This is a genomic window from Hypericibacter sp. (assembly GCF_050729195.1).
Lineage (GTDB): Bacteria > Pseudomonadota > Alphaproteobacteria > Dongiales > Dongiaceae > Hypericibacter.
In genome coordinates this window covers 1-3,363 of sequence record NZ_JBOHKS010000094.1, presented here as the reverse complement: position 1 = coordinate 3,363, position 3,363 = coordinate 1, and the positions used below count along the sequence as shown (strand labels likewise).

The 3,363-nt window shown below is 64.1% G+C and carries 3 protein-coding genes; all 3 read right to left on the bottom strand.

The features are described 5' to 3' along the window. Positions 1–27: 27 nt before the first annotated feature. Positions 28–1,020: an alpha/beta fold hydrolase gene (locus ACREE8_RS07040; RefSeq protein WP_431572275.1), complete on the bottom strand. Its 993-nt coding sequence runs from the start codon at positions 1,018–1,020 to the stop codon at positions 28–30. Between the two features lie 135 nt (positions 1,021–1,155). Further along, entirely contained in the window at positions 1,156–2,049 is an 894-nt protein-coding gene (locus tag ACREE8_RS07035) for a dienelactone hydrolase family protein (RefSeq protein WP_431572274.1), read from the bottom strand. Between the two features lie 97 nt (positions 2,050–2,146). Next, the gene (argE, locus tag ACREE8_RS07030; RefSeq protein ID WP_431572273.1) at positions 2,147–3,319 is read right to left on the bottom strand and encodes an acetylornithine deacetylase; all 1,173 of its coding nucleotides are present in this window, start codon (positions 3,317–3,319) and stop codon (positions 2,147–2,149) included. Between the last annotated feature and the right edge of the window lie 44 nt (positions 3,320–3,363).

Sequence of the window (3,363 nt, the reverse complement as noted above, 5' to 3'; positions counted from 1 at the left end):
CCATCGGGCGGCGTCGGCGGTCCGGTCTCAGGCCTTGCAGAAGGCCAGAAGCTCGGCGTTGACCTGGTCTTTCAGGGTCGTGCACATGCCGTGCGGCGCGCCCTTATAGACAACCAGTTTGGCATTTTTAATGATCTTGGACGAGAGCAACGCCGAATCCGCGATCGGCACGATCTGATCGTCGTCGCCATGCAGGACCAGGGTCGGCACTTCGAACTTCTTCAGGTCCTCGGTCAGGTCGGTTTCCGAGAAGGCCTTGATGCAGAAGTAGGAAGCCGGGAACCCGGCCATCATGCCCTGCAGCCAGAAGGATGCGCGCACGCCTTCGGAGACCTTCGCCCCCGGCCGGTTGTAGCCGTAGAACGGCAGGCTGAGGTCTTTCCAGAACTGCGAGCGGTCGGCCTGCACGCTCTTGCGCAAGCCATCGAAGGCCTCCAGCGGCGTGCCGCCCGCGTTGGAAGCGGATTTGACCATCACCGGCGGGATCGCGCCGATCAGCACGGCCTTGGCCACGCGCTTGTTGCCATGCCGGCCGATATAGCGGGCGACCTCGCCGCCGCCGGTGGAATGACCGATATGGATCGCCTTCTTCAGGTCGAGATGCTCGACCAGCGTCGCCATATCGTCGGCATAGGTGTCCAGGTCGTTGCCGTTCCAGGGCTGGCTCGAGCGTCCATGGCCGCGGCGGTCATGGGCGATGCAGCGATAGCCATTGGACGCCAGGAAGAACATCTGGTCCTCGAACGCATCCGCGCTCAACGGCCAGCCATGGCTGAACACGATGGGCTGCCCGCTGCCCCAATCCTTGTAATAGATCGACGTGCCGTCCTTGGTGGTGACGTAGCTCATATCCTGACTCCCGTTGTTGCTTTTCGGTAGTTTCGAGTTGGTTTCGGAAATGCCGTCGTCGGCTTGCGCCCGGCCCGGCAGGCTGGCCACCAGGGGGCCTGCCATGGCAGCCCCAGCGGCCAGACGCAACAGATCGCGCCGGCTTGGCGAGAGGTCGTCGAGAATGGTCATGTCGGATTCCCTGATCGATGTCGGGGATATCCTGCGACGGACCCATGACATTCAATAGAACAAAAACAGCGTTCTCATCAGGATCGCGTTGATGACAGGAACGAGAGAACGGGAATTTCGATGTTCCGCTGACGGCTAAAGGAAACTGGCGCGGACCAGGAAGTTCCAGAGCGTGACGCGGGACTCTTCGTAGATCAGCGCGTCATGCAGGACGCCGTCTGACTCGAACAGACTGACATTGGTCGAGCCCCGCAGCTTCTGCCGGCAACGCCCCCGGGCTTCAGGCTCATGGTCGGCGTTGAACCAAAGGTCGCGGTTGGAGACGATGACCAGGGTCGGCAGCTTGTCGTCGCGCAAGGGCTGGAAACGGCAAGGGGCCGCGATCGCGAAACGGCCTGCCAGCGCCGGATCGGAAAAAGCCAGCACCGCGTCGCCGCCCTCGTCGAAGCCGCCGGCGAAAATCCGCAGCTTGTCGGCCCAGGGCGCTTCAAGCACACGGGTCAGCGCATAGCTCAGCTCTTCGATGCGCCATTGCTGGATCTGAGCCAGAGGTGCTCCGAAATCCCGCATCTGGGTGCGAGGATCGCAGCCCGAGGGCCGGTCGTGGCGCACGAAGCTGTCGGGCGCGATGACCACATAGCCCAGCTCCGCGAGCGCGCGGCCTTGATTGCGGATGTCGGCCAGATCGTCCGAGCGCCCGCAGCCATGCAGGTGGATGATCACGGGCTGAGGATCGGTGATATGCAGCGCCAGGAGCCGCTGCATATAAGGCTGGTTCATCGGCCCGCTGATCACCCGCAGATTGAGCTGGTCGTCTTCGTAACGCAGGAACACCTGCGCCTGCGCCCAGGTCTGAGCGAGGTCGCTATCGAGGGCCTGGCGGATCGGGGGCGCCGTGCTGAGGGGCGCAAGAAGGGCATCGCTGGCGTCGGCTCCCGCCGCGGCGCGGGCCCCGGCATCGAATCCGGGTTCGGCTGCGGCAAGGCCGGCCAGTGCCAAGACGATCACGAGGGCGGCGAGGGGCCGCATGGGCCCATGTTAGAGGGGAGAGCCCCTCCGCGGCAATGGTGGGCGAAGGATTACGGGCGGGTGGGGTCTTGGGACAGGCGGGGACTGGGGCCGGCGGTCAGGCGGCGGCCTTCTCCCGGACCCGGTCCAGCAGGCGATGCATGAAGCTCTCGCATTGGGTCAACTGGTCGAGACTGACCCACTCGTCGGGCTTATGGGCCTGGGTGATGCTGCCCGGACCGCAGATGATGGTCGGAAGGCCCGCCTGCTGGAACAGGCCGGCCTCGGTGCCGAAGGCCACCTTGCGCACCATGTTGGCGCCCGCGAGCTTCTTCGCCAGGACCACGAGATCGGCTTCCTCCGGCATGTTCAGGCCGGGGAAGGCCGAGATCTCCTCGAAGGTGATGCCGGTGTCGGGGGCCACCGCATGCATGGCGGGCAGCAGCTCCTGATCGACGAAGGCCTTGAGCTCGCCGAACATCGCCTCGGGATCGACGCCGGCGATGTAGCGGAACTCGAAATCGAAATAGCAGTCTTTGGGCACGATGTTGAGCGCCGTGCCGCCATGGATTACGCCGGTATGAACGGTCGTGTGGGCGATATCATAATCGTTGTCGAAAGGACCGTTCTTGGCGCAGCGCCGCGCCATCCGCTTCAGGAAGGTGATCATCTCGGCGGCATATTCGATCGCGTTGACGCCCTTGGGCGCCAGCGAGGAATGCGCCTCGAAGCCGCGCACCCGCGCGCGCAGGCTCTTCTTGCCCTTATGCGCGACGATCACCTTCATGTCGGTCGGCTCGCCGATGATGACGGCCGAGGGCTTGATCCGGAAATCCTTGAGCAGCGCGATCAGCCGTCGCACGCCGACGCAGCCGACCTCCTCGTCATAGGAGAAGATCAGATGGATCGGCTGCTGCAGCGGCTGGGCCAGGAACTCCGGCACCATGGCGAGGGTGATCGCCAGGAAGCTCTTCATGTCGCAGGTGCCGCGGCCATAGAGCTTGCCGTCGCGCTCGGTGATGCTCCAGGGATCGCTGCTCCATTCCTGGCCGTCGATCGGAACCACGTCGGTATGGCCGGAGAGCGCGATGCCCGGCCGGTCGGTCGGACCCAGCGTCGCGTAGAGATTGGCCTTCTTGCCGCTTTCGTCGAACACCATCTGCGATTCCACGCCATGGCCGGCGAGATAGTCGCGGATGAAGTCGATGATCTGAAGATTGGAGTTCCGGCTCGTGGTGTCGAACGCCACGAGTTTGCGGATCATGTCGAGGCTGCGCGAAGAGGGCGGCAAGATGAACGGTTCCGTTCGGGTCGGGGAAACCGCCATCATAGGGC